32 protein-coding genes and 1 riboswitch are annotated in these 22,209 nt (G+C 49.2%); of the genes, 30 read left to right on the forward strand and 2 right to left on the reverse strand.

Going from position 1 to position 22,209, the window contains the following annotated elements; genetic code table 11:
- Nucleotides 1-235: 235 nt before the first annotated feature.
- From D6855_RS16995 to D6855_RS06245, 3 genes are read left to right on the forward strand one after another with little or no spacing between them, the layout of a single operon-like run.
- Nucleotides 236-361, forward strand: coding sequence for a hypothetical protein (locus D6855_RS16995; protein WP_256372301.1), 126 nt, complete (start codon nt 236-238; stop codon nt 359-361).
- 54 nt (nt 362-415) lie between these two features.
- Nucleotides 416-874 carry a PaaI family thioesterase gene (locus D6855_RS06240; protein WP_120739187.1) on the forward strand — a complete coding sequence of 153 codons (459 nt, stop codon included), beginning with the start codon at nt 416-418 and terminating at the stop codon, nt 872-874.
- Nucleotides 875-890: 16 nt separating this feature from the next.
- Nucleotides 891-1,379, forward strand: coding sequence for an NUDIX domain-containing protein (locus tag D6855_RS06245; RefSeq protein ID WP_158589483.1), 489 nt, complete (start codon nt 891-893; stop codon nt 1,377-1,379).
- 74 nt (nt 1,380-1,453) lie between these two features.
- Here the strand turns inward: D6855_RS06245 and cysK are convergent, their stop codons facing one another.
- A complete protein-coding gene (gene cysK, locus D6855_RS06250) occupies nt 1,454-2,383 on the reverse strand; it encodes a cysteine synthase A (RefSeq protein ID WP_120739191.1) in 930 nt (309 codons plus the stop codon).
- 142 nt (nt 2,384-2,525) lie between these two features.
- Between cysK and D6855_RS06255 the strand changes: the two genes are divergently transcribed.
- The 18 genes from D6855_RS06255 (at nt 2,526) to D6855_RS06340 (ending at nt 17,077) form a co-directional block, all read left to right on the forward strand.
- Complete coding sequence (locus D6855_RS06255; protein ID WP_120739193.1) at nt 2,526-3,074, forward strand: prolyl-tRNA synthetase associated domain-containing protein; 549 nt, start codon at nt 2,526-2,528, stop codon at nt 3,072-3,074.
- Between the two features lie 2 nt (nt 3,075-3,076).
- A complete protein-coding gene (locus D6855_RS06260) occupies nt 3,077-3,358 on the forward strand; it encodes a hypothetical protein (protein ID WP_120739195.1) in 282 nt (93 codons plus the stop codon).
- Nucleotides 3,359-3,379: 21 nt separating this feature from the next.
- On the forward strand, nt 3,380-4,126 hold the full coding sequence (locus D6855_RS06265) for a nucleoside phosphorylase (RefSeq protein WP_120739197.1): 747 nt from the start codon (nt 3,380-3,382) through the stop codon (nt 4,124-4,126).
- An 89-nt stretch (nt 4,127-4,215) separates the two neighbouring features.
- Nucleotides 4,216-4,318, forward strand: a riboswitch (TPP riboswitch).
- Between the two features lie 72 nt (nt 4,319-4,390).
- Entirely contained in the window at nt 4,391-4,927 is a 537-nt protein-coding gene (thiW, locus tag D6855_RS06270) for an energy coupling factor transporter S component ThiW (protein WP_120739200.1), read from the forward strand.
- Complete coding sequence (gene thiM, locus D6855_RS17070; protein ID WP_120739202.1) at nt 4,924-6,333, forward strand: hydroxyethylthiazole kinase; 1,410 nt, start codon at nt 4,924-4,926, stop codon at nt 6,331-6,333. Before thiW ends, thiM begins: the two co-directional genes overlap by 4 nt.
- A 37-nt stretch (nt 6,334-6,370) precedes the next feature.
- The gene (gene thiD, locus D6855_RS06280) at nt 6,371-7,153 is read left to right on the forward strand and encodes a bifunctional hydroxymethylpyrimidine kinase/phosphomethylpyrimidine kinase (protein WP_120739803.1); all 783 of its coding nucleotides are present in this window, start codon (nt 6,371-6,373) and stop codon (nt 7,151-7,153) included.
- Between the two features lie 14 nt (nt 7,154-7,167).
- Nucleotides 7,168-8,472, forward strand: a complete 1,305-nt coding sequence (gene thiC, locus D6855_RS06285) for a phosphomethylpyrimidine synthase ThiC (protein WP_120739204.1) — start codon at nt 7,168-7,170, stop codon at nt 8,470-8,472.
- 135 nt (nt 8,473-8,607) lie between these two features.
- A complete protein-coding gene (locus D6855_RS06290) occupies nt 8,608-9,303 on the forward strand; it encodes an AzlC family ABC transporter permease (RefSeq protein ID WP_243111818.1) in 696 nt (231 codons plus the stop codon).
- On the forward strand, nt 9,300-9,605 hold the full coding sequence (locus D6855_RS06295) for a branched-chain amino acid transporter permease (RefSeq protein WP_120739206.1): 306 nt from the start codon (nt 9,300-9,302) through the stop codon (nt 9,603-9,605). Before D6855_RS06290 ends, D6855_RS06295 begins: the two co-directional genes overlap by 4 nt.
- An 88-nt stretch (nt 9,606-9,693) precedes the next feature.
- Entirely contained in the window at nt 9,694-10,032 is a 339-nt protein-coding gene (locus D6855_RS06300; protein ID WP_199712416.1) for a metal-sensing transcriptional repressor, read from the forward strand.
- 14 nt (nt 10,033-10,046) lie between these two features.
- Nucleotides 10,047-12,644 carry a heavy metal translocating P-type ATPase gene (locus D6855_RS06305; RefSeq protein ID WP_120739208.1) on the forward strand — a complete coding sequence of 866 codons (2,598 nt, stop codon included), beginning with the start codon at nt 10,047-10,049 and terminating at the stop codon, nt 12,642-12,644.
- Nucleotides 12,645-12,649: 5 nt separating this feature from the next.
- On the forward strand, nt 12,650-13,129 hold the full coding sequence (locus tag D6855_RS06310) for a GNAT family N-acetyltransferase (protein ID WP_120739210.1): 480 nt from the start codon (nt 12,650-12,652) through the stop codon (nt 13,127-13,129).
- A gap of 24 nt (nt 13,130-13,153) precedes the next feature.
- Nucleotides 13,154-13,924 (forward strand): HD domain-containing protein, encoded by a 771-nt coding sequence (locus tag D6855_RS06315; RefSeq protein WP_120739212.1) that lies wholly within the window; start codon nt 13,154-13,156, stop codon nt 13,922-13,924.
- 116 nt (nt 13,925-14,040) lie between these two features.
- Complete coding sequence (locus D6855_RS06320) at nt 14,041-14,769, forward strand: MerR family transcriptional regulator (RefSeq protein ID WP_120739214.1); 729 nt, start codon at nt 14,041-14,043, stop codon at nt 14,767-14,769.
- A 109-nt stretch (nt 14,770-14,878) separates the two neighbouring features.
- On the forward strand, nt 14,879-15,430 hold the full coding sequence (locus D6855_RS06325) for a hypothetical protein (RefSeq protein ID WP_120739216.1): 552 nt from the start codon (nt 14,879-14,881) through the stop codon (nt 15,428-15,430).
- Nucleotides 15,431-15,507: 77 nt separating this feature from the next.
- Nucleotides 15,508-15,822, forward strand: a complete 315-nt coding sequence (locus D6855_RS06330) for an HNH endonuclease (protein WP_158589484.1) — start codon at nt 15,508-15,510, stop codon at nt 15,820-15,822.
- Nucleotides 15,809-16,117 (forward strand): hypothetical protein, encoded by a 309-nt coding sequence (locus tag D6855_RS16785; protein WP_199712407.1) that lies wholly within the window; start codon nt 15,809-15,811, stop codon nt 16,115-16,117. Before D6855_RS06330 ends, D6855_RS16785 begins: the two co-directional genes overlap by 14 nt.
- A gap of 39 nt (nt 16,118-16,156) precedes the next feature.
- Nucleotides 16,157-17,077: a hypothetical protein gene (locus D6855_RS06340; RefSeq protein WP_120739220.1), complete on the forward strand. Its 921-nt coding sequence runs from the start codon at nt 16,157-16,159 to the stop codon at nt 17,075-17,077.
- Between the two features lie 4 nt (nt 17,078-17,081).
- On the opposite strand, the gene D6855_RS06345 is transcribed toward D6855_RS06340, so the two are convergent.
- Complete coding sequence (locus D6855_RS06345; RefSeq protein WP_120739809.1) at nt 17,082-17,468, reverse strand: winged helix-turn-helix transcriptional regulator; 387 nt, start codon at nt 17,466-17,468, stop codon at nt 17,082-17,084.
- A 146-nt stretch (nt 17,469-17,614) separates the two neighbouring features.
- Between D6855_RS06345 and D6855_RS06350 the strand changes: the two genes are divergently transcribed.
- The 9 genes from D6855_RS06350 to D6855_RS06390 all read left to right on the forward strand — a co-directional run bounded on the left by D6855_RS06350 (nt 17,615) and on the right by D6855_RS06390 (nt 22,195).
- Nucleotides 17,615-17,866 carry a 4Fe-4S binding protein gene (locus D6855_RS06350; RefSeq protein WP_199712408.1) on the forward strand — a complete coding sequence of 84 codons (252 nt, stop codon included), beginning with the start codon at nt 17,615-17,617 and terminating at the stop codon, nt 17,864-17,866.
- Entirely contained in the window at nt 17,863-18,462 is a 600-nt protein-coding gene (locus tag D6855_RS06355; RefSeq protein WP_120739224.1) for a 4Fe-4S binding protein, read from the forward strand. The genes D6855_RS06350 and D6855_RS06355 overlap by 4 nt, the downstream gene beginning before the upstream one ends.
- The gene (locus tag D6855_RS06360) at nt 18,459-18,851 is read left to right on the forward strand and encodes a C-GCAxxG-C-C family protein (protein ID WP_120739226.1); all 393 of its coding nucleotides are present in this window, start codon (nt 18,459-18,461) and stop codon (nt 18,849-18,851) included. Before D6855_RS06355 ends, D6855_RS06360 begins: the two co-directional genes overlap by 4 nt.
- 114 nt (nt 18,852-18,965) lie before the next feature.
- A complete protein-coding gene (locus D6855_RS06365) occupies nt 18,966-19,553 on the forward strand; it encodes an HD domain-containing protein (protein ID WP_120739228.1) in 588 nt (195 codons plus the stop codon).
- Between the two features lie 135 nt (nt 19,554-19,688).
- Nucleotides 19,689-19,946 (forward strand): type II toxin-antitoxin system HicA family toxin, encoded by a 258-nt coding sequence (locus tag D6855_RS06370; RefSeq protein ID WP_120739230.1) that lies wholly within the window; start codon nt 19,689-19,691, stop codon nt 19,944-19,946.
- On the forward strand, nt 19,946-20,293 hold the full coding sequence (locus tag D6855_RS06375) for a type II toxin-antitoxin system HicB family antitoxin (RefSeq protein ID WP_120739232.1): 348 nt from the start codon (nt 19,946-19,948) through the stop codon (nt 20,291-20,293). The genes D6855_RS06370 and D6855_RS06375 overlap by 1 nt, the downstream gene beginning before the upstream one ends.
- A gap of 6 nt (nt 20,294-20,299) precedes the next feature.
- Nucleotides 20,300-20,689, forward strand: a complete 390-nt coding sequence (locus tag D6855_RS06380) for a DUF1284 domain-containing protein (RefSeq protein WP_120739234.1) — start codon at nt 20,300-20,302, stop codon at nt 20,687-20,689.
- Nucleotides 20,690-20,854: 165 nt separating this feature from the next.
- Entirely contained in the window at nt 20,855-21,589 is a 735-nt protein-coding gene (locus D6855_RS06385; protein ID WP_120739236.1) for a hypothetical protein, read from the forward strand.
- A 96-nt stretch (nt 21,590-21,685) separates the two neighbouring features.
- Nucleotides 21,686-22,195, forward strand: a complete 510-nt coding sequence (locus D6855_RS06390) for a hypothetical protein (protein WP_120739238.1) — start codon at nt 21,686-21,688, stop codon at nt 22,193-22,195.
- Nucleotides 22,196-22,209 lie beyond the last annotated feature (14 nt).

Here is a 22,209-nt window from a genome sequence, read left to right on the forward strand (position 1 = left end):
TTACTCTAGTGTAGCAGCAAAAGGTTATTCCTGTTTACAAAAATAAGTTAGGTGTCTACTTTTACGTTATCACTTCACTTCCAGCAAATGACCAACTGTCATCGAGGAAAAAGTATACCTTCAGAGCACAGTCATACCTCCTGAAGGCATATTTCAAATTTTTTCGCACTCCAAAACTGAAATGACAACAAGAAAGAACAACAAGAAAGGACAACAAAAGAAAACCAGAGAGAAAATGGATCTTTATAGAGCCAGTGGGATCTATCCTGGCAAGAATCTGATGTTCACCTACGAGACCGAGGATAATCCACTGGACATCACCGGCGTAAGAAAGATGCTGACTGAAGTGTTTCTGTCTTGAAATCAGCATAAAATCCGCTAGACTAATATATAACATCTAAAATCAGGAGGACTTATGCGTACAGCACGTAGTGAAAAAGAGAACCTGATCAGAGAGAAGATGCTCTCTGAATTATATTCAAATCAGTACAACCAATTTATTGGTTTCGAGGTATTGGAGCTTAGTCCAACCTACAGTAAATCCAGAGTCAAATGTGACGAGAGACTCCACAATACCTACGGAAGCATACACGGCGGAGCACTGCTGTCATTTGTTGATGCCATGGCCGGCGCAACAGGCAGCATGAGCGGTTATTATGTTACCACCGTTTCCGCGAATCTTAACTTCCTTCTCCCTGCGGTTAACACAGAGTACATATACTGCGAATGCATGAAACTTAAGACTGGAAAACATATCCTCGTCTTTGACATCAGAGTAACTGACGATGAGGGCAACCTGCTTGATAGCGGAGAGTTCTCCTTCTTTGCCAGCAAAGTTCCAGTACTTGATAGCAACCTGAAATATGGCAAATAGGAAGATCACAGAAAACATGAAAACAATCGACATCGTTGGCGACAACTATTTTGGGAAATGGACTAACACCCGCACGGCCTGCAGGGCGGTCATAATACAGGATGGCAAGCTCCTGCTGTCCTACGCAGCTGTAGACGACATATGGATGCTTCCTGGCGGAGGACTTGAGGATGGAGAGGGAGAAAGAGATTGCTGCGTCCGGGAAGTTGCTGAGGAGACCGGATATGTGGTAAGACCCTCAGACTGCATGCTGGAAATAAATGAATACTACGAAGACTGGAAATGGGTAAACAGATATTTCTTCGCAGAGGTAGTGGAGACAACAGAAGTGAAGCTCACGGAGAGAGAAAAAGAAGTTGGAATGGAACCAAGGTGGCTGCCCATAGATGAGATCATCGCCATTTTCTCAGAACACGCTTCCTACGCTGATACAGACGAGATGAAGCGTGGGATGTACCTTAGAGAATACACGGCACTTCAGGAGCTGATTCAGCAAGCAAACTGAACCGAATTCCCTAAACGCATACAAAAAGCCTGAGAGCACACTCGCTCCCAGGCTTAAATTTTCCATCAAATTCTTCAATCATCAAACAGTGGTGTTGAGAAATATCTTTCCGCCGTATCAGGCAGTACAGTCACAACAGTTTTCCCAGGACCAAGCTTTTTGGCGAGCTTGATGGCTGCAGCAACATTGGTTCCGCTGGAGATTCCGCACATGAGACCTTCAAGTCTTGCAAGGTCCTTGGATGTCTCGATGGCTTCTTTATCAGAAACCAGGCAGATGTTGTCGTAGATTGACTGGTTGAGGATCTCAGGGATGATGCCATCTCCGATACCCATCTGCAGGTGAGTTCCGATGTTTCCTCCGGCAAGGATCGCGGCGTTTTCTGGCTCCGCTGCCCAGATCTCCATGTCAGGGTATTTCTCTTTTAACACTTCACCGATACCTGTCAGGGTGCCGCCAGTGCCGATTCCTGAGCAGAAACCGTGGATCGGGCGATCAGCCTGTTCAAGAATCTCAAGGGCTGTGGCCTTTTTGTGGGCCATGGTGTTGTTGGGATTTTCAAACTGCTGTGGCACGAAGACCTTAGGGTTTTCATCGCGCATCTTAAGAGCAGTCTGCAAACATTCGTCGATGCACTTTCCGATGTCGCCGTCGTCGTGAATAAGGACAACCTCAGCGCCGTAGTGCCTTATGAGCTTTCTGCGCTCTTCGCTGACGGAGTCAGGCATGATGATAATGGTCTTGTAACCTTTGACTGCGCCGATGAGCGCCAGGCCAATTCCCTGGTTGCCGCTGGTGGGTTCCACAATAATGGAATCCTCGTGAATGAGGCCCTGCTTCTCAGCCTCTGTTATCATGTTAAGGGCGGTTCTGGTCTTGATTGATCCGCCGATATTTGTTCCTTCGAATTTAACAAGGACTTCTGCGCAGTCCTTATCAACCATTCTGTTAAGTCTCACAAGAGGCGTATTTCCAACTGCCTCAAGCACATTTTCGTAGATCAAGATTTCCTCTTTCTACCCTTTCCGAAAAGGGCGTCCAAAATTCTTCAAACAATACATATTTGAGCATAAGTTTCTTTTTTAGTGCTGTCAAGAATTAGCGAAATATTGTGGTAAAATATGTTGAGAGTTAGGAGGCAAGGACATGACAGAGTTATTTACCGGAAGACCAGTAAGCGCCGAGGGGCGCCTGCCAAGAGAAATCAGAGTCTATGATCTGTTGGACGAACTTCAAATAGAGTACAAAAGAGCTGACCACGAGCCCACCACAACCATGGAAGCCTGCGAAGAGGTGGACAAAGTGCTGGGCACAGTGATGTGCAAGAACCTGTTTTTGTGCAACAGACAGAAGACCAGGTTTTACCTTCTTCTCATGCCAGGTGACAAGAAGTTTAAGACAAAAGAGCTGTCGGCTCAGATAAATTCAGCCAGGCTCTCTTTTGCCGAAGCAGAAGATATGCTGAAATACCTGGACATCGAGCCCGGGGCAGTGAGCGTGATGGGGCTCATGAACGACAAAAATCACGAGGTGCAGCTCCTGGTGGACGAGGACGTCAAGGCCGGAGAGTTCATCGGATGCCATCCATGCGTTTGCACATCCAGCATGAAGATCAAGGCCGCAGACATTTTCGAGAAGTTCCTGCCGGCGGTGGGACACGAATATCAGACAGTGCATCTGGTTGGGGAGGACTAAAAATGAAGCATTACATAATCGCGAAATTCAAGGACAGAAACGATACAGAAAAGCTCCTTCCGGAGATAACAGCTCTTTTCCAAAAGAGCCTTGACCTTCCGGGAGTTGATGGCGTCACCATTCACAAGTCAAACAGCACCAGGGACAACAGGTACAGCCTCATGATCGAGATGGATCTGTCAAAAGAGGGACTGGAGGCCTTTGATGCGTCGGAGGTCCACAAGGAGTGGAAGGCGACCTACGGGGAGAGGCTTGAGAGCAAGGCGATATTTGACTGCGACTGATTTGATGGGAGGAGCGAGGATATGCTTAACGACTTTTACGATGACAGTGAACCAATAGTTAACTTCGAGACTTTTTACGGGCCCAGGAAAAATCTGGTGGAGAAGTGCCTCGTCATTTTCTCAAAGGTGATCTATGACCACATGCTTGAGGAATATGAGTGCGAGCAGATTGCGGAGATCGGGGCCTGCAACGGCGCGATCCCGGTTATGGCTTTTGAACATAATGGAGAAAAAGTCGCTTTCTACCTGACAATGATCGGCTCCGCGCTGGCGGGAGGAACTGTGGCGGAGGCTAGTCACCTTACGGGAGCCAGCAAATTTGTGATGTTTGGATCCTGCGGAAGTCTTGACGCGGAGAAGACAACTGGAAAGTTTATCTTACCAACGGAGGCTTATAGAGGAGAGGGCCTGTCATATTACTATGCTAAGGCCCAGGATTATATCAAGGTAAAGAACTCCGATAAGCTGGCGGAAATCTTTGCGGAGATCAACGTTCCATTTGTACAGGGAAGAATCTGGACCACAGACTCAATGCTCAGGGAAACAGTGAATCTCGTTAACAAGAGGAAGAGCGAGGGCTGCATCGCAGTTGAGATGGAAGTTGCCGGAGTGCAGGCGGTGTGCGATTTCTACGGATATGAGCTGTACGATTTTCTGGCAGCAGGCGACGTGCTGGTTGAAGGCGACTACCAGGTGGAGGGGCTTGCAGACGCCAACCACAACCTGGACAAGCTGCAGATCGCGCTTAAGATTTTGGAGAGAATTTGAGGCGGACGATAGTTCTTTTGCCGGATTGAGAAATTCTCCTTGCGCGAAAGCCGCTTATGGTCTATCATTGAACCTAATGTAACAACAATTCAATAGACGGGAGCTTGTATTACAGGCTGAGAGGAAGGTGCGACCTTCGACCGAGAACCTGATTTGGATAATGCCAACGTAGGGATGCCTTCTGGATTTGCGTGGAATGGAAGAGTTTGCGGGAGCTATCTTGTCAGGTAGCTCCCTTTTTTGCGCCCGTCGGAAGGAGACAGTATGAAGAAAAGTAACTATCTAAAACGAATGGTGATGCTGGGCATGTTCGTGGCCCTTGGGGTAGTCATATCGCCAATTCTCAGAGTTGAGGGGATGTGCCCCATGGCGCACCTCATCAACATCACCTGCGCAGTTTTCCTGGGCCCCTGGTACGCCCTGCTTTGCGCGCTTCTGATCGGAATCATCCGAATGGCGGTGATGGGGATCCCGCCTCTGGCCCTGACCGGAGCCATCTTCGGCGCTACATTATCCGGCGTCTTCTACAAACTATCCAAAGGTAAGATCATCGCCGCGGTCCTCGGGGAGATCATCGGCACCGGCGTCATCGGCGCCATCGTTTCCTACCCTGTCATGACTTTTTTCTGGGGAAAAGAGGGACTGACCTGGTTCTTCTATGTTCCCTCATTTATCATGGGCACGCTGATCGGCGGAAGCATCGCATTTTTCCTGCTTAAAAACCTCGAGGCAGCGGGACTCCTGACCAGGATGCAGGAGAGCCTTCGCGACCAACCAGCAAAGGAAAAAGAGGCAGCATGAAAACTAAGAATTCACCACTAATTCATTGCATCACAAATCCGATTTCCATGACCCAGTGTGCCAACACAGTCCTGGCCCTTGGGGCTAAGCCCATCATGGCAGAGCATCCAGGGGAGGTAAAAGAGATAACGGCTACCGCGAAAGCGCTCCTGCTTAACCTGGGGAACATCTCCGGCACCAGAATGGAAGCCATGGAGATAGCCTTTGGGGAGGCTTTGGTGCGTGACATCCCAGTTGTTATAGACGCTGTGGGTGTTTCCTGCTCGAAGCTTAGAAGAGATTTTCTGCTAGCTCTTTTGGGGAAAAGAGCTAACGACTCATGTCTGGTTATCAAAGGAAACTACTCTGAGATCCTTGCGACATGTGATGAGAGCTACAGGTCTGAAGGCGTTGATGCTGCGAAGGGAATTGAAAGAGAAGAGGTTGCAAGGGCGGCGGAAGAGCTTGCGAGAGAGCGAGGGGCTGTTGTTCTTGCCAGCGGCGCCGTGGACATCGTTACGGACGGCGAGAGGACAGAGCTTGTGGAAGGCGGATGTCCTGAGCTTGCCATGATAACAGGAACAGGATGCATGCTTGGGGCGATCTGCGCGACGCTGCTGGCGGAGAGCAGAGGATTGGCAACTGTCGCGGATGCGTGCAGACTTCTTGGAACAGCTGGGGAGAAGGCTGCCAAGGACTCTCATGGAGGAGCTGGCTCGTTCCTTGTTAAGCTAATGGACGACATTTCGATGGGAGGCGAGCAGGTTATGCAGCGCGTGACAAAAGACCAACTAAAACTCTACCTGGTCACAGACAGTACCGGCCTTTCAGAAGAGGAGTTTTTGACGAAGGTGGAGGCTGCACTGCAAGGCGGAGTCACCTTCCTGCAGATCAGAGAAAAGGACAGACCAACCCTTGATTATATTGACCTGGCCAGAAAAGTCCACGAGATCAGTGCTCGCTACAACGTGCCCCTTGTGGTAGATGACAGGGTGGATGTTGCTATGGCAATTGATGCTGAGGGAGTACATCTTGGCCAGAGCGACATGCCTGTGGACGAAGCAAGAAAGCTCCTTGGAGATAGCAAGATAATTGGAGCAACAGCCAAGACCGTGGAGCAGGCAAGGGTAGCCAAGGACATGGGAGCTGACTACATAGGAGTTGGAGCCATCTATCCTACAACAACTAAGGTAAAGACCATCATCACTTCAGTGGATACTTTAAGGGACATCTGCGAGAAAGTGGAAATCCCTGCCAATGCCATCGGAGGACTTAATAAGGACAACATCGACGTGCTTAAGGGAGTGCCAATCGCCGGCATCTGCGTGGTGTCAGCAATCATGAAGGCAGAGGATTCCTACAAGGCCACAAGAGATCTGCTCGCGCGAATGGACGAACTTGAAATAGGAAAGGGGAATAGCCTATGAAATTTGGAATAGGAAAGGGGAACTGTCCATGACACCTATGAAAAAAGTTTTGACCATCGCAGGAAGTGACCCTTCCGGAGGGGCAGGAATCCAGGCAGATCTTAAGACCATGGAGGCCCACGGAGTATATGGCATGAGCGTTATCACAGCTCTCACAGCTCAGAACACCATGGGAGTTACTGGGAAATTCCCGGTACCAGCAGACTTCGTCACAGAACAATTAAATTCAATTTACGAGGACATCATCCCCGACGCTGTTAAGATTGGAATGCTGCCAGACGCAGAAGTGATGCGCTCTGTCCGGGATGCGCTCGTAGCTCATAACCAAAAGAATGTAGTACTGGACCCGGTTCTTAGCTCCACATCAGGAACCAACCTCTCGGAGGAGGATGCAAGGGAAGTTTTAAAGACTGCTCTTTTCCCGGTGTGCAGGCTAATTACGCCAAATATTCCTGAGGCAGAGGTGCTGGCAGGAACTGCCATAACATCTAAAGAAGAGATGGAAAGAGCCGCTAAGTTTCTATACGAAACCTACGGCTGCGGCGTTCTGATAAAAGGCGGACACAGCGGATTTACTGGGGAGAAGGCGGAAGATTGTCTGTGCGACGATAGCTCTTTTGCCTGGTTCTCGGACAGAAGGATAGATAATCCAAACACTCACGGGACAGGATGTACGTTGTCCAGTGCCATTGCATGCAATCTTGCGGAAGGCTTGAGTCTGCCAGAAGCAGTAGAACGCGCGAAGGCTTACCTTACAAAATGCATAGAAAAAGGGCTGGACCTTGGAAAAGGCAGAGGCCCGCTTGAACATAGAATTTAGGAGGAGATTTAGGAATGAGAAATTACACAACACAGATGGATGCTGCAAGGCAGGGGATCATCACACCGGAGATGGAGGCGGTTGCCAGGGACGAGTACAGGACTCCCGAGGAGATCAGGGACCTGGTTGCCAGGGGACAGGTTGCGATCTGCGCCAACAAGAATCACAAATGTATTCAGCCAAAGGGCGTGGGTTCCATGCTGAAGACCAAGATAAACGTTAACCTTGGTGTGTCCAGGGACTGCAAGGACTACGACGTGGAGATGGAGAAGGTGATGGCGGCTGTGAACATGGGGGCTGACGCTATCATGGATCTGTCATCCCACGGAAATACGCAGCCTTTCAGGAAAAAACTCGTGGAGAGCTGTCCTGTGATGCTGGGAACTGTGCCAGTTTACGACAGCGTTATCCACTATCAGAGGGATCTGTCAGAGCTTACTGCTAAGGATTTCATCGATGTGGTAAGGCTTCATGCTGAGGACGGCGTTGACTTTGTGACTCTCCACTGCGGTATTACCAGAAAGACCATCGAGCAGATAAAGAAACATAAGAGAAAGATGAACATTGTTTCAAGGGGCGGATCTCTGGTGTTTGCCTGGATGAGCATGACCGGGCAGGAGAATCCATTTTATGAGTACTACGACGAGATCCTGGAGATCTGCAGGGAGTACGACGTGACCATTTCTCTGGGAGACGCCTGCAGGCCTGGATGTCTTGCGGATGCCAGCGACGTGTGCCAGATCGAGGAGCTGGTAAGGCTTGGGGAGCTCACCAAGAGAGCCTGGGAGAAGGACGTGCAGGTCATGGTTGAGGGTCCTGGACACATGCCAATGGACCAGATCGAAGCCAACATGAAGATGCAGCAGACCATCTGCATGGGCGCTCCTTTCTATGTTCTGGGACCTCTTGTTACTGACATCGCTCCTGGCTACGACCATATCACTTCAGCTATTGGCGGTGCTATCGCGGCTGCCAGCGGTGCGGCTTTCCTGTGCTATGTAACTCCCGCTGAGCACCTGGCACTTCCAAACGTTGAGGACGTTAAGCAGGGAATCGTGGCTTCCAAGATCGCTGCCCACGCTGCAGATATCGCCAAGAAGATCCCACACGCCATGGACATCGACAATAAGATGGGCGACGCCAGAAGAGTTCTTGACTGGGATGCCCAGTGGGAGTGCGCCATCGACCCTGAGACCGCCAAGAAGATCCACGCAGACAGGGCTCCTGAATTTGACGATACCTGCTCCATGTGCGGAAAATTCTGCGCGGTAAGAAGCATGAACAAGGCTCTGGCAGGAGAACATATCGATATTCTGTAATGGCTGGTTCATGTCACTGACAGTGCTGGGCTTTGACGCAAAGTATCTGGAATAAAGAAGAGAAAATGATGATTGGCGCTGTTGCTTTTTGATTTTGCCAGGTTTATGATATTTCCAATCATGAATGAAAAAAGTTTGGGGATTAAAACTAGAGAAGTGATAGGACAGGCCTTTTACAGGTCTGTTCCTGTTATGGCTGGATATATTGTTCTTGGAATTGGATTTGGAATTCTGCTTCGGAACGCTGGATTTGGCGTCATCTGGGCCTTTGCCATGAGCGCGCTGATCTACGCAGGTTCCATGCAGTATGTGGGCATCGGCCTTCTGACAGGTGGAGCTTCGGTTGTCACCACCATCATCACCACCATCATGGTGAACGCGAGACATCTCTTTTACAGCATCTCCATGATCGACAAGTACAAGGGCGCAGGCAAGTTCAAACCCTACATGATCTTCGCGCTGACAGATGAGACCTATTCTCTTTTGTGCGAGGATAGAGGGCCCTCTGCAGAGACCCTGAATCTATACCGCTTCTTTGTGTCGCTGTTTAACCAGTGCTACTGGGTTACGGGCAGCGTTCTTGGAAGCCTTCTTGGGAGCATTCTTCCCTTTTCTACTGAAGGAATTGAATTCTCGATGACAGCTCTTTTCATCGCCTCATTCACTGAGCAGTGGATCTCGTCAAAAGAGCATGTTCCGGCACTTACAGGACTGGCTTCAACGGTGCTGTGCCTCTTGGTGTTCGGGCCTCAGAAGTTCCTCATCCCGTCAATGCTCCTCATCACATTTGTACTATCTATCATCAGGAAGAGGGAGGTGGCAAAAGCATGACAGCAGCTATTCTCATCGCAGCCATGGCGCTTACCACCATGGCCCTTCGGTTCCTTCCATTTCTGATATTTGGCAAAAACACTCCTGAGTACATCTCGTATCTTGGCAGAGTGCTGCCCCAGGCTATCATCGCTCTTCTGGTGGTGTACTGCCTTCGTGAGGTTTCATTTCTATCCAGCCCCTTCGGAATCCCGGAGCTGGTGGCTGGCGCATTCGTTGTAGGAATGCAGGTCTGGAAGAGAAACGCGGTTCTGAGTATTCTGCTCGGAACAGCGGTTTACATGTTGCTGATTAGATTGTAAAAAATCTAATTGACAAATACCCCCTTAGGGTATATCATGCAATCATGATAGATACCCAGAGGGGGTATTTTATATGGAGGGAAAAGAGATGTCAGATCACCCACACTGTGTTGAAAACATAGAAGAATCCTGCTCCTGCTGCTGTTCAGGTAAGCACAAGGAGCGCGATGAAAAAGAATACAAGGACCTCATGAACAGGCTTAAGAGGATCGAGGGACAGGTTCGCGGCGTTGAAGGAATGCTTGAAAACGACGCCTACTGTACCGACGTTCTCATTCAGGTTTCAGCCATTACAAGTGCCCTTAACAGCTTTAACAAGGCGCTTCTTGCAAACCACATGAGGACCTGCGTTGCAGACAATATCAGGGAAGGCAATGACGAAGTGATCGATGAGCTGGTCACCACATTGCAGAAGCTGATGAAGTAATGTAAGGAGTTATTATGGAACAATATAAAGTTACAGGGATGAGCTGTGCTGCCTGCCAGACAAGAGTTGAGAAGGCGGTCAGCGCTGTTGACGGCGTTGAGAGCTGTGCAGTGAGCCTTCTTACCAACTCCATGGGAGTTGAGGGAAATGCTCGTCCGGAAGATATAATTGCTGCGGTTGAGGCAGCAGGGTATGGAGCAAGTGTTAAAGGCAGCGGATCTGAAAATGGAGCCGGCAGCGGAAGCAGCGGCAGCGGCGCCGGAGCCGGAACCATTAGCAGCGCATCAGCCGACGATTCTCTCAAAGACACCGAAACCCCCAAGATGAAAAAGCGTCTCATCTGGTCGATAGTTCTCCTGGTTCCACTTATGTACGTGTCCATGGGACACATGCTCTGGAACTGGCCACTACCAGGATTCCTTGATGGCAATCACGTTGCCATGGGAATATATCAGATGCTTCTGGCAGGAATGGTAATGGTCATCAACCAGAAGTTCTTTATTAGCGGATTCAGGGGGCTCATTCACAGGGCTCCAAATATGGATACACTGGTGGCGCTGGGTGCTACCGCATCTTTCGGTTACAGCGTAGTGGCGCTCTTTGGAATGAGCCGAGCCGTCATGGATGGCAACCAGGACCAGGTCATGTACTTCATGAACCAGTTCTACTTTGAGGCGGCGGCCATGATCCTGACCCTTATTACTGTGGGCAAGATGCTGGAGGCAAGGTCCAAAGGCAAGACCACAAGCGCCCTTAAGGGACTTATGGATCTGTCACCCAAGACCGCGGTGGTCCTCAAGGATGGCGCAGAAGTTACCGTTCCAATAGAGACCGTGAAGGTTGGAGATAAATTCGTAGTAAGGCCCGGAGACAGCATTCCTGTTGACGGCGTTGTGTCTGAAGGCGAGAGCGCAGTGAACGAATCTGCCCTTACCGGCGAGAGCGTTCCTGTTGAGAAGAACGTGGGCGACACGGTTTCTGCTGCTACCATCAACACCTCAGGCTACATGGTCTGCGAGGCTACAAGGGTTGGCGAGGACACCACTCTTTCAGCCATCATCAGGATGGTCAGCGACGCTGCGGCCACCAAGGCACCCATCGCCAAGATCGCCGACAAGGTTTCAGGCGTGTTCGTGCCAGCTGTAATAGGCATCGCACTGGTGACATTTATCGCTTGGCTCATTGCAGGACAGAGCGTTGGATACGCCATCGCAAGAGCGGTTTCAGTGCTTGTTATCAGCTGCCCATGCGCTCTTGGCCTGGCAACTCCTGTTGCTATCATGGTTGGAAACGGCGTTGCAGCTAAGACCGGGATCCTCTTTAAGACCGCAGCTTCTCTGGAGCAGGCGGGCAGGACCCAGATCCTGGCCCTTGATAAGACCGGAACCATCACAACCGGCGAGATGAAGGTTACCGACATCCACCCACTTAACGCATCTTCAGAAAAAGAGCTGCTGACAGTAGCCTACGCTCTCGAGTCAAAGAGCGAGCATCCAATCTCCAAGGCAGTTACAGACTACGCCAGCGAGAACCACATAGAACTTGCAGAGACAACAGAATTCGAAGTCCTCTCAGGAAACGGCCTTAAGGCCAAGCTTAATGGCAGCGAGATCACCGGCGGAAGTGCCAAATACATAGGCAGTTTGATCGGAGGACTAAGTAAAGAGACTGATGAACTTATAAAGCATCTTGCAATGGAAGGGAAGACGCCAGTTCTTTTCACCAAGAGCGGAGCGCTTCTGGGCGTCATCGGAGTTTCGGATGTGATAAAAGAGGATTCCACAGAGGCAATCGCAGAGCTTAAAAAGCTGGGAATCCACACGGTTATGCTGACCGGCGACAACGAGGTTACCGCAGCTGCGATCGCAGCCCAGGCGGGAGTTGACGAGGTTGTTGCTTCCGTCAAGCCAGATGGCAAGGAGGCTGTGGTAAAGCAGCTCATGGAGCACGGCGTTGTGACCATGGTGGGCGACGGCATCAACGACGCTCCGGCTCTGACAAGTGCGAACCTTGGAATCGCCATCGGCGCTGGAACAGACGTTGCCATCGACGCGGCTGACGTGGTTCTCATGAAGAGCAGCATCAGGGATGTTGCGGCGGCCATCAGGATCTCAAGAGGGACACTTAGGAACATTCACGAGAATCTTTTCTGGGCATTTTTCTACAATGTCCTTGGAATACCGCTTGCTGCGGGATGTTACGTGGCGGCTTTCGGATGGGAACTTAATCCTATATTTGGCGCAGCAGCCATGGGACTATCGAGCTTTTGCGTGGTGTCCAATGCGCTTCGCCTTAACTGGCTTAAGCCCTACGACAGCAAAGGCGATAAAATAGTTAAAAACCCTGTAACAGGGATTTTAATAGAACAGAAAACTGAAATTGAAACAATAAAGGAGAACAACGAAATGAAGATCAAAGTTAACGGAATGATGTGTGGACACTGCGAAATGCACGTAAAGAAGGCTCTTGAGGCAATTGAGGGAATCGAAAGCGCAACAGCATCTCACGAGGAGAACCAGGTTACAATCGCTACATCTGCAGATGTTGATGAGGCTGCGATCAAGGCAGCAGTTGAGGAAGCAGGCTACGAGTACGCTGGAATTATGGAGTAAAGAACATGATCACTGAGCTGAGTCCATCCTACGACCTGGAGCTTGCGGAGCTCATCAGGGTCAACCTAAAAAAGCACCATCTTGATATCCCAGGCACGGTCTATTTTGATGACAACTTGAATCACCTCAGCGACTTTTACCTGGCTGAGCCATCAAAGCGCAGTTATTTCATCATGACTGATGATGATGGCAGGCTCGTTGGCGGCATCGGCCTTGCGGAGCTTGAGTTTATCGAGGACTGCTGCGAGCTGCAAAAGCTGTATCTTTCAGATGACGTTAAGGGTGCGGGGCTTAGCTATAAGCTTATATCCCTCGTCGAGGACAAGGCAAAAGAGCTGGGCTACAAACGGATGTATCTCGAGACCCACGACAATCTTGCTGCGGCCATTCATGTCTACGAAAAAGCTGGCTTTAAAGAAATTGATAAGCCAGCCGGCGTTGTTCATGCTACAATGAATAGGTTCTTTATAAAAGAACTTGGCTGAAACTTTGGCCGGGAAGGAAATAACGTGAGCATAGACAGACAGCGGGTCAGGGAGCAGTTCGCCTCCTACACAAGAGACTACGACCCCACAGACCCCAAGATCGCGCTTAAGATTGCGCATACATACCGCGTCGCCGACAACTGCGAGAAGATCGCACAGGCCATCGGGCTGACTCCCGATCAGGTAGATTTTGCCTGGCTTTCGGGCATGCTTCACGACATCGGCAGGTTCGAGCAGGTGACAAGGTACAATACTTTCATTGATTCCCAGTCCGTGGATCATGCGGAATTCGGGGCTGACCTTCTTTTTGGAAAAGAGAACCTGATAGCCGGATACTTCGATGACAAAGGCGCATATGATCAGCTGGAGACCGTCATCAGGCAGCACAACAAATACAGGATCGCTGAGGAAGTGACTGGAGATACGCTTGTTTTCTGCAAAATCTTAAGAGACGCTGATAAGGTGGACATTTTGCGGGTTAACGTTGAGACTCCCATGGAGGAGATCTACAATGTCTCCGCAGAGGAGCTGCATTCTTCCGGAGTGTCAGAGGAAGTCATGAAGCAGGTCAGAGAGCACCATGCTGTCAGCCGCGATGTCACCAATACCCCGGCGGAGCACCTGGTGGGACATATCGCTCTTTGCTTTGAGCTTGAGTATCCAAAGAGCTGGGAGCTTGCCAAGGAGCAGGGATATCTTAATAAGATGTATAGATTCCCTTCAACCAACGAGAGCACTTTGAAGGCGCTGGATGAGATTAAGAAAGAGCTGGAGCTCTTTTACCAGAATAGATAAGATTTAGAGGCTGTTTGAACGGCCTCTTTTTTTTTGTAATTTTTTTTGAAATTTGTATTGACCCTGACGTTACGTTATAGTTTATGGTATAGATACACGTGAAGGAGATGAAAGCCATGATGACAGTAAATGAAGTAAGTAAGCTGACGGGAGTGAGTATACGCACCCTGCAGTACTACGACCAGATCAAACTCTTAAAGCCCACGCAATACACGGAGTCGGGCTACAGGCTGTATGACGATGCGGCCCTTGAGAAGCTGCAGCAGATCTTACTGTTTCGTGAGCTGGAATTTCCCCTTAAGGATATAAAAGAGATTGTAAGCAGATCTGACTTTGACGAGAAGAAAGCGCTTGAGCAGCAGATCGAGCTCCTGGAACTTAAAAAGGAGCACATCGAAAACCTGCTGAACATGTGCAAGTACCTGAAAAAGAGAGGAGTGAAGAAATTGAATTTTTCAGCATTTGATACAAGTAAGCTTGATGAATACGCACAGAAAGCCAAGGAGCAGTGGGGCGACACCGCGGCTTACAAGGAATTTGAGAATAAGAGTAAGGGCAGGACAAAGGAGCAGGAGAGTGGCCTCATGGCTGATCTCTCCAAGGTCTTCGAGGAGTTTGGCGCTATGAAGGGCGAGGAGCCAGGTTCAGACAGGGCCCAGGCTCAGGTCAAGAAGCTCCAGGACTTTATCACCAAGAACTTCTACACCTGCACCGACGAGATCCTTTACGGCCTTGGAACAGGCTACGTTGCCGGCGGCGAGATGACCGATAACATCGAGAAGATGGGCGGCGCAGGCACCGCACAGTTTGTGTTCGACGCGATCAAGGTTCACTGCGGGAAGTAATTTTTTAAAAAAACCCCAGTGTAGAATAAGTAGTATAATACTAAGCAGAGGCTTCTTAGGAGGCTTCTGCTTCTTGTTTTATCAGGAAGCGTGAGAGGAGGATGAAGAAATGACTATCTTTAGAAACAATAATAGAACCACACTTAGCAGCTGCGGGAAAAGAGCTATCGCAGTGATCTTCGCTGCAACCATGGCCCTTACAATCTGCGCATGTGGAAAAGAAACTTCTGACGCCGACAGTGGCCTGGCCTTCGAGCCAGTAGAGGCAACAGATGCAAACGCCGGAGCAGAGCAAAACGGCGGAGCAGAGCAGAACGCAGCAGGCGCCGCAACCCTTGCAGCTCCAGTCGTTAAAGACGGCGAGCTCAGGCCTGGCGAAGACTGTGTTGAGACATACTTTGAATGGGAACCAATAGATGGCGCTGAGGGCTACGAAGTAACCGTGCAGAACAAATACTACGAAGAAGAAACCTACAGAGAACCTGCAGAAACATTCGAGATAACAGACCCTAACTACGCTGCAGGAGCACAGGACTACTTTGATTTCAAGATCAAGGTTAGAGCCTACAAGGGCAGCGGAGATGCAAGAGTCTACAGTGACTATAGCAACGAAGCAGTTGGATCAACCTACGACGAGGCCGAGATTCAGAACGCAAACTAACAGGAGCGCCTCACAGGATGATGTGCGGGATGTGAAGCTCTGTACCGTCTACGTGTATACAAGGAGAAGGGAATATCGTGAGGGGAGTCAAGGTTCAGAAAGCAAATGTGAAAAGCAGGATACTGGAAAAGACAGGCGGAGTCTGCGCTGTGTGCGGAAGACCCCTGGAGTTTTCCAAGGTGACCATAGAGCACTACATCCCAAAGTATCACGGCGGGACAGACGACGAGAGGAATCTCCTGCCCCTGTGCAGGACTTGCAACCGGAGCAAGGGCTCGCGCCTTGTGCAGGCAAAAGAGCATTATCCGTACCTTAAGTCTGCTTACATAATAGAGACTAAACAATACCAAAACGAATGGGAGAATGGAGGAGACAAACATGGCAACAGCTAAGAAGACAACCACAACCAAGAAAGCAACAACAGCTAAGAAGACAACAGCAAAGAAGACAACAGCTAAGAAACCAGCTTCAACCACAGCCAAGAAAACTTCAACTGGCACATCCGTAAAGGTTACCGCCACAGAGAAGAAGCTCCTTGAGCTCTACAGGGCAGCAGACGCCGACACCAAGAAGGCAGCAGTAGCGCTTCTTAAGGGCGAGAAGTCCCAGCTTAGCGGAATCCTGGATTCCATTCTTGATAACAAAGCTATTATGAATACAGTTACAAGCTTGTTCAAACAGTCCTAAACAAGGGCTTTTGAAATATATCTTATGAGGAGCAAAGTTATGAAAAAGTTCTACAGACACCTGCCAGTCCTGGCAATGATCATGTTGCTCACAGGATGTGGCAGCAGTACCACTGCGCCTTCAGATGAGAGCGCAGAAACAGAGACTTCTACAAAAGAGGCTAGCATAGAGTCAGAAGCTCCCGCAGCTGAATCCAGCGTAGAAGCGGATTCAGAGCCTGCAGACGCAGACAGCCAAAGTGCCGACGCCGAAACATCTCCCTTCGAACTCTGGGAGTATGTGGGCTACGTTGACGAGTGCACCAATTACACCTGGCGCGCGGAGTTCGACAACTGCGACTACGACGGGGATGGCAAGACCGACCGCGTAAACCGCGACTGCGACACCAAGGAAGAGAGCGCCATCTACACCATCAAGTTTGGCAACGGCGATGAGCTTGTGACACCCAAGGGCTGGGATACCGGATTCCCTCACATTCAGTCAGGAGACCTTGATGGAGATGGGGCAAAAGAAATCCTGGTGACCCTCACATACGACACCAGCACTGATCCATTTTCCTTTGGTGACATGTGGCTCTTCCACAAGGACCAGACCACCGGCCAGTACAGCCAGGTTGAGCTTCCACTTGCAAATGGAGAAAACGGAGCTAAGGGATTTACCACGGAATACGATGAACCAGAAGATGGCAATATCAAATACACCTTCAAAGAAGCAGGCCTTTCAGCAACAGAAGAAGTCGGAGAAGACTACATCAAAGACTGGTGGACGACAGACGCTGTTACAGAGATCAGACCGGTATTCTTTGCAGAGATAATAAATGAAGACAGCCCGGTGTTAAGGTGCTACGTTACACCTTTCCCGAGGCTTGGAACCATCATGGGCTTTAACCTCAACTACAATAACGGCAAGTACGAGATTGGCTACATCGAAAGAGATGAGCCCAAGACCTGGGCCCAGTAAGAAATCACAGATTGACCTCACCCCACTTCTTCAGTTCAAGAAGGATTGGGATGAGGCTTTTTGCTTTTTTGGTCAGATTGTACTCGACACGGACTGGCATCTCGTCGTACTGCTTGCGCTCTACAAGACCGTCTGCCTCAAGCTCTTTAAGAGAGTTTGCAAGCATGGTGTTGGTGATGCCATCAACGGCGCGGTTGAGCTCACCGTAGCGCACTACTTCTTTGTTGTCGATGACGCAAAGGATCATGATCTTCCATTTGCCGCCGACTATATCTATTACTTTCTTAAGGCCGCAGCCCTTCCCAGCGATATCTTCACACAGAGGCTCGCGCTTCGCACCAGAAGTCTTCGCACCAGAAACCTTCCCACCTACATTCTTTTTTGAAGCCATAATTCCCATCCTTTCCCATTACTCAGTTTTTTCGTACCAGGTCTATATTATTTGCGTACTTGATATACTTTTTATACCACCTATAATATGAGTATCGCTCGCAAATTGCAAGCGGTAAAAGGAAAGATGTAAAAAGCGAGAATTAGATGGGAGAAGATCAAATGAGAAAGGCAGCAAACGACATAAACAGATGCGTTGCCTGCGGCGTCTGCGCATTGCAGTGCCCGCGAGGAGCAATCAGTATCTGCAAGGGATGTTATGCCGTTGTTGATATCGCGACCTGCGTTGGATGCGGACTTTGCGCCGGAGCCTGCCCCACAGGTTCCATGTCCATTCAGGACACCCTAACCCCCCTCAGAGATATCCAAGAAGAACGCACGGAGGACGCAGCACGATGAAGACGGCAACCAAGAAGAAACACTGGTACGACTACCTGTGGATCTGGACAATAGTATATTTCGCCCTTGGCTTTTTTAACATTCTGTTCGCCTGGCTTGGGCTCATTGATTTCATTCTCCCACTGATATTCGCCATCGCAGGAGGAAACAAGCTCTTTTGCAATCACTTCTGCGGAAGGGGACAGCTCTTTTGGGTGCTTGGCAGGAACATGAAATGCTCAAGAAGAAAGCCCGCCCCGAGGTGGATATCCTCAAAGTGGTTCAGATACGGGTTCCTGACATTTTTCATGACAATGTTTGGCAGCATGATCTTCCAGACATATCTGGTGTTCTCGGGAGCCGGAACTCTTCGGAAGGCCATCAAGTTATTTTGGACCTTCAAAGTACCCTGGAAATGGGCGTATAATGGAAGTGTGTTCCCGGACTGGGTGGCACAATTTGGATTTGGATTCTACAGCCTGATGCTGACATCGACGCTGATCGGGCTGATAGTTATGGCACTTTACAAGGAACGGACCTGGTGTTCATTTTGTCCCATGGGGACCATGACTCAGGGCATTTGCCAGATCAAGGCAAAGAAAGGTATGGAGAAATGACTTTACAGGAAAGAGCCGACAAGGCAGTACAATTAAAGGCTTCAGGAATGTACAACTGCGCGCAGTCAGTAACAGCGGCGCTGGCTGACGAAACGAACCTCACAGAGGAGCAGCTTTGCCAGATCTCTGCAGGCTTTTGCGCTGGAATGGGCAATCTCGAGGCAACCTGCGGCGCTCTCATCGGAGCAGGCATGGTAGCAGGCCTTAAGACCGAGGGCCGTGGAACTCTTGGAAAGACCAGGCAGATCCAGGAGGAGTTCGGCAGAAGATGCGGCGCCATCAAGTGCAAGGACCTCAAGGCCGTAACCGACGGCAAGCCCCTTTGCCCCTGCGAAGAGTGCGTAAGGAACGCAGTCATGATCTACGGCGAAGTCTTCGGGCTCCAATAATATAAGTGCAAATCAGGCCGTTATCCGTGTGAGTAACGGCCTTTTTTCATTTGCGGTATACTATTGGTATCTGGGAAAAGAGCTACAAGCTCCCCCGGAAAGGACGCCACAACAATGAACAAAGATGTAATAATCACTGAAGCGATAGAATACGTAAAAGACCTGTTTGCCGGAAATTCCGATGGCCACGGCGCTGACCACACCATGAGGGTCTACCAAAACGCCAAAGCCCTGATGGAATCTTACCCGGAGGCAGATGGCTTTATGGTCCTTCTGGCAGCGCTCCTTCACGACGCCGACGACCACAAGCTCTTCAACACAGAGAACAACGCCAATGCCAGAGCTTTCCTCGGGAAAAGAGATATCCCTGCCGAGACTGCAGATCAGATCTGCACCATGATCAACGCAGTTTCATTTAGCCAGAACAGAGGAAAGACACCAGAGACCTTAGAGGGCAAGATCGTCCAGGATGCAGACAGACTGGACGCCATTGGAGCTATCGGAATCGCCAGGACCTTTGCCTACGGCGGAAAAGTCGGAAGAGACCTGTCAGTTTCTATCCAGCATTTCTACGACAAGCTCCTTCTCCTCAAAGATGAGATGAACACCGACGCAGCCAAGGCCATGGCCCAGAAGCGCCATGAATACATGTGCGAGTTCTTGGAGGAATACTATAAAGAGACTGGAATGGAGAGACCATGAATGGTCTGCGATATTGGTGATCAAGGGGATGGCACAGAGTGCCATCTCCTTTTTCCATTTTTCGCAGGGGTCCATTGACAAAGATTTTCTTTGATAGTAATCTGTAACTAGAAAATAGTTACAAAGGATAATACGATGCCCAAAAAGGAAGACCTGCTTAGAAAGCTACTTAGTAAGCCAACACCTACAAATTTCACAACTCGCGAACTTGATGCGCTCATGAAGAAGTGTGGCTGCAAGAAATTTGAAGGAGGCAGAGGCTCAGGGATAGGCTATTATCACGAAGAAACAAAACGTATCGTTCAGTTTGATGGTCCACATCCTGGCAATGAGTTATATCGCTACCAGATAAAAATGATCATCAAGTTTTTAGGAGAGGTAGGTGAAATCTAATGCATAGTTCACTAATGGAATGTGAAGGTTATCACGCTAAGATTGAATTTGATCAGGAAGATAAGATATTCGTTGGCCATGTTCTTGGGATAAATGACTCTATAAATTTCCATGGAGAATCAGTAACAGAGCTGATGGTGGAGTTCCGTAAGTCAGTTAATCACTATGTTGACTATTGCATCCAGATCGGAAAAGAGCCTGAAAGAGAATTTAAAGGTTCCTTCAATGTCAGAATTAAACCGGAGCAACATAAAAAGGTGGCTCTCCATGCGGCTAATGAAGGAATAACAATAAACCAGTTTGTTGCCAGAGCGATTGACGATGAACTGGCTATGCTTGAAGGATAAGATGACATGAGCAGAATGTTACGACCACATCATGGGATGTGTTTTCAATTCTATGAAGGAAAAGGATACAGCGAGGATTTCACAGACCACATGGGCAGGATAATCCGTGAGATGGAGGCTGATCCGACGCAGCAAGTCATGCTTAAAGTAGAGACAGACATCGTATGCGAAAACTGTCCAAACAACGAGGGCGGAAAGTGCACAACCCAGGACAAGGTGAAGCGCTATGACGAAGAAGTCCTGAAAGCATGCGGCCTGGAAGACAGAGACGAAATCCCTTATGCCGACTTCATTACACTGGTCCATGATAAGATCATCAAAACCGGTCTTAGAAGCGACATCTGCGGCGACTGCAGCTGGGATTACATCTGCAGGGGAAAAGAGCTTCCACAGTAATACATGGAATTATAATTCCGCCAATACTATACCCCACGAAACAAACTCTCAAAAGCGGCAATTTTGCCGCTTTTTTTATATGCATTTTATTGACCGTAAGTCAACTAAGGGATAAACTCTTTACGATATTGCGATTAGTGTTATGAAAGATGAGGGACGAATAGCATGAATTTTAAAAGAGCTTTAGCCTTAACCTTGAGCGTAGTTACATTTGCAGCATGCTCAGTAACTGCCTTTGCAGCGCCAAAGAAGATGGCGGACGGAACAATGTTTGACGCTGAGTTTTATGCAAAGCAGTACCCTGATGTAGCAAACGCTGTAGGAACAAGTGAGAAGGCTTTATATAACCACTATGTTAACAACGGAAGAGCAGAAGGCAGATTTGCCACCGCAGACGCAGCAGCTGCCGCAGGCCAGTCAGCAATAGCATCAGCAACCCCTGCTGCCACCACAAACTTCGTTGCCTTGAAAGACCTTGCCAACTACAAGAGCCTTAAAAAGAAAATGACCAACCAGGAATTCCAGCAGGCCTACGACGTAGCGTATCAGCTGGTAGCACCTCTGGCAGGAATGAGCCGCCAGGATCAGCTGGTAGGCGTGGCAACAGGAATCAGAATGGGAGTTGACCTTGGAGTAGTTACCTACACAACAGAAGCTCCTCACTACAATGACCCTTATGGTTACTTTGTGACAGGCGTTGGCTCCTGCGCAGGATGCACCAGAGCAACAGGCCTTTGCCTCAACATTCTTGGAATCCCATACGAGCACGTAAACGAGAACCAGTGGGGCCATCAGTGGTGCAGAGTCCCAATGGGCGATGGAACCTACTGGATCTGCGATGCCTATGGTCTCTACTGCGGACCAGAGCCCGCACCATACAAGCACCCATATATACAGTGAGATATTTAAATTTTTAGGGAACTTTTGGTACAATTATCACATCAAAAGTTCCCTATTTTTATGGGAAAAGAAATATCGGAGGAGTGTTGGGGGATTATGAAAAAAGCAGTGGCAATGATTCTTTCATCAGCCATCCTGATAGTAGCATCCGGCTGCAGCGCACTAGATCAGGTAAAAGAGCCTATAGAGTACGCATACCCTGTTGACGAAGCAATCTACTATCAGACCATGGACAAGATACTGGGGCAGTACAATTTCAACGGGCTTGAGTGGGGCAGCAAAGTGAATCTTACAGAAGGTACAGACGCCCTCATCTTCTGGGATGAGGACGAAACAGGACGATATAAGGCCTACGGTGTTATCAGCATGGATGCAGGATGCTATGGAATAATTCTGGACGATACCATAGACGGAACAGATGACAACGCCAACTATGTCTATGAGGAATGGGCATATACTGGTAAGGCAGAGGATAAGCCTAAGTTTAAATGGGATGGTAATCAGCTGTACCTGACATATCCGGTTTCAGAAGATGGCGAAGTGACCAAGAAGACTGTAGAGATCGGCCACGGATTTGATACTGGACATATGGAATTTAGAGACTGAGGAAAGTAAACGTA

Origin of the sequence: Butyrivibrio sp. CB08, from assembly GCF_003625485.1 — a bacterium.
Lineage (GTDB): Bacteria > Bacillota > Clostridia > Lachnospirales > Lachnospiraceae > Butyrivibrio.

What these genes read in the sequence shown, in the direction of transcription:
- D6855_RS16995 (WP_256372301.1), top strand. Translation starts at nt 236, where the DNA reads ATGGATCTTTATAGAGCCAGTGGGATCTATCCTGGCAAGAATCTGATG.
- D6855_RS06240 (WP_120739187.1), top strand. Translation starts at nt 416, where the DNA reads ATGCGTACAGCACGTAGTGAAAAAGAGAACCTGATCAGAGAGAAGATG.
- D6855_RS06245 (WP_158589483.1), top strand. Translation starts at nt 891, where the DNA reads ATGAAAACAATCGACATCGTTGGCGACAACTATTTTGGGAAATGGACT.
- D6855_RS06255 (WP_120739193.1), top strand. Translation starts at nt 2,526, where the DNA reads ATGACAGAGTTATTTACCGGAAGACCAGTAAGCGCCGAGGGGCGCCTG.
- D6855_RS06260 (WP_120739195.1), top strand. Translation starts at nt 3,077, where the DNA reads ATGAAGCATTACATAATCGCGAAATTCAAGGACAGAAACGATACAGAA.
- D6855_RS06265 (WP_120739197.1), top strand. Translation starts at nt 3,380, where the DNA reads ATGCTTAACGACTTTTACGATGACAGTGAACCAATAGTTAACTTCGAG.
- thiW (WP_120739200.1), top strand. Translation starts at nt 4,391, where the DNA reads ATGAAGAAAAGTAACTATCTAAAACGAATGGTGATGCTGGGCATGTTC.
- thiM (WP_120739202.1), top strand. Translation starts at nt 4,924, where the DNA reads ATGAAAACTAAGAATTCACCACTAATTCATTGCATCACAAATCCGATT.
- thiD (WP_120739803.1), top strand. Translation starts at nt 6,371, where the DNA reads ATGAAAAAAGTTTTGACCATCGCAGGAAGTGACCCTTCCGGAGGGGCA.
- thiC (WP_120739204.1), top strand. Translation starts at nt 7,168, where the DNA reads ATGAGAAATTACACAACACAGATGGATGCTGCAAGGCAGGGGATCATC.
- D6855_RS06295 (WP_120739206.1), top strand. Translation starts at nt 9,300, where the DNA reads ATGACAGCAGCTATTCTCATCGCAGCCATGGCGCTTACCACCATGGCC.
- D6855_RS06300 (WP_199712416.1), top strand. Translation starts at nt 9,694, where the DNA reads ATGTCAGATCACCCACACTGTGTTGAAAACATAGAAGAATCCTGCTCC.
- D6855_RS06305 (WP_120739208.1), top strand. Translation starts at nt 10,047, where the DNA reads ATGGAACAATATAAAGTTACAGGGATGAGCTGTGCTGCCTGCCAGACA.
- D6855_RS06310 (WP_120739210.1), top strand. Translation starts at nt 12,650, where the DNA reads ATGATCACTGAGCTGAGTCCATCCTACGACCTGGAGCTTGCGGAGCTC.
- D6855_RS06320 (WP_120739214.1), top strand. Translation starts at nt 14,041, where the DNA reads ATGATGACAGTAAATGAAGTAAGTAAGCTGACGGGAGTGAGTATACGC.
- D6855_RS06325 (WP_120739216.1), top strand. Translation starts at nt 14,879, where the DNA reads ATGACTATCTTTAGAAACAATAATAGAACCACACTTAGCAGCTGCGGG.
- D6855_RS16785 (WP_199712407.1), top strand. Translation starts at nt 15,809, where the DNA reads ATGGCAACAGCTAAGAAGACAACCACAACCAAGAAAGCAACAACAGCT.
- D6855_RS06340 (WP_120739220.1), top strand. Translation starts at nt 16,157, where the DNA reads ATGAAAAAGTTCTACAGACACCTGCCAGTCCTGGCAATGATCATGTTG.
- D6855_RS06345 (WP_120739809.1), bottom strand. Translation starts at nt 17,468, where the DNA reads ATGGCTTCAAAAAAGAATGTAGGTGGGAAGGTTTCTGGTGCGAAGACT.
- D6855_RS06350 (WP_199712408.1), top strand. Translation starts at nt 17,615, where the DNA reads ATGGGAGAAGATCAAATGAGAAAGGCAGCAAACGACATAAACAGATGC.
- D6855_RS06355 (WP_120739224.1), top strand. Translation starts at nt 17,863, where the DNA reads ATGAAGACGGCAACCAAGAAGAAACACTGGTACGACTACCTGTGGATC.
- D6855_RS06360 (WP_120739226.1), top strand. Translation starts at nt 18,459, where the DNA reads ATGACTTTACAGGAAAGAGCCGACAAGGCAGTACAATTAAAGGCTTCA.
- D6855_RS06365 (WP_120739228.1), top strand. Translation starts at nt 18,966, where the DNA reads ATGAACAAAGATGTAATAATCACTGAAGCGATAGAATACGTAAAAGAC.
- D6855_RS06370 (WP_120739230.1), top strand. Translation starts at nt 19,689, where the DNA reads ATGCCCAAAAAGGAAGACCTGCTTAGAAAGCTACTTAGTAAGCCAACA.
- D6855_RS06375 (WP_120739232.1), top strand. Translation starts at nt 19,946, where the DNA reads ATGCATAGTTCACTAATGGAATGTGAAGGTTATCACGCTAAGATTGAA.
- D6855_RS06380 (WP_120739234.1), top strand. Translation starts at nt 20,300, where the DNA reads ATGAGCAGAATGTTACGACCACATCATGGGATGTGTTTTCAATTCTAT.
- D6855_RS06385 (WP_120739236.1), top strand. Translation starts at nt 20,855, where the DNA reads ATGAATTTTAAAAGAGCTTTAGCCTTAACCTTGAGCGTAGTTACATTT.
- D6855_RS06390 (WP_120739238.1), top strand. Translation starts at nt 21,686, where the DNA reads ATGAAAAAAGCAGTGGCAATGATTCTTTCATCAGCCATCCTGATAGTA.